The following is a 713-nucleotide window of genomic DNA, read 5'->3' on the forward strand; positions in this document are numbered from 1 at the left end:
ACCCGAAGAAGCCGCGCCAGCAGGTGATGGTGAGCGGATCGGCATGGATCGACTTGGTCAGCACGCCGGTGAGCGCGAAGGCGACGGCCGACGCCGAGACCAGCACGATGCCGAGCGTGCGTTCGGCCGCGGGGTCGGCGGCGCCCTTGGCAAGCTTTGCGGGCATGTCGAGCGTATCCGTCATGGCACCAGACTATCCCGTTGCTGCTGACAGCCTTCTGTCATGAGCTCTGAACCCGTTCGCGGGAATATCTTTGCTATAGGAAAAGCTGGTGCGGCGCTGCTCCAACCGGGAGGAGAACCCGGTCGGCCTCTATTGCGTCGCCTGGTAGAGCTCCGAGGCCGCCTCCTTCAGCGCGCGCCTTCCGTCAGGCCTCAGATACATCATGTGCCCGCCCTCGACGACGTCGAGGCGGATCGGCTTGGCGTCGGCGAGCGTGGGGATCTGGTTCACCAGATAGCGCGAGGCGAGGTAGGGCGTGACGAGGTCGGTGTAGCCGTTGACGATGACGACACCGAGCGCCGGGTTGAGCGAGCGCGCCCGCTGCAGGTCGTTCATCACCCCGGCAAAGCCTTGCCCTGAGTTGCCGTAGTCCCAGTTGTGGCTGACCTCGCCGTTGAGCAGTCGGTAGCTGACATCGGTGCGATAATTCAGTTCGTCGCGGGCGTAGGCGACGAAGGCCGAGGTCAGCACCGGCACGCTGCGGTCGAGC

Annotated in this window: 2 pseudogenes; both read right to left on the reverse strand. The window is 65.2% G+C overall.

Annotated features, from left to right (window positions below):
• Positions 1 to 184 (reverse strand): annotated as a pseudogene (locus EOA38_RS38125) (hypothetical protein); the annotation flags it as partial.
• Between the two features lie 129 nt (positions 185 to 313).
• Positions 314 to 713 (reverse strand): annotated as a pseudogene (locus tag EOA38_RS38130) (peptidase S10); the annotation flags it as partial.

It is taken from the genome of Mesorhizobium sp. M1E.F.Ca.ET.041.01.1.1 (assembly GCF_003997355.1).
Lineage (GTDB): Bacteria > Pseudomonadota > Alphaproteobacteria > Rhizobiales > Rhizobiaceae > Mesorhizobium.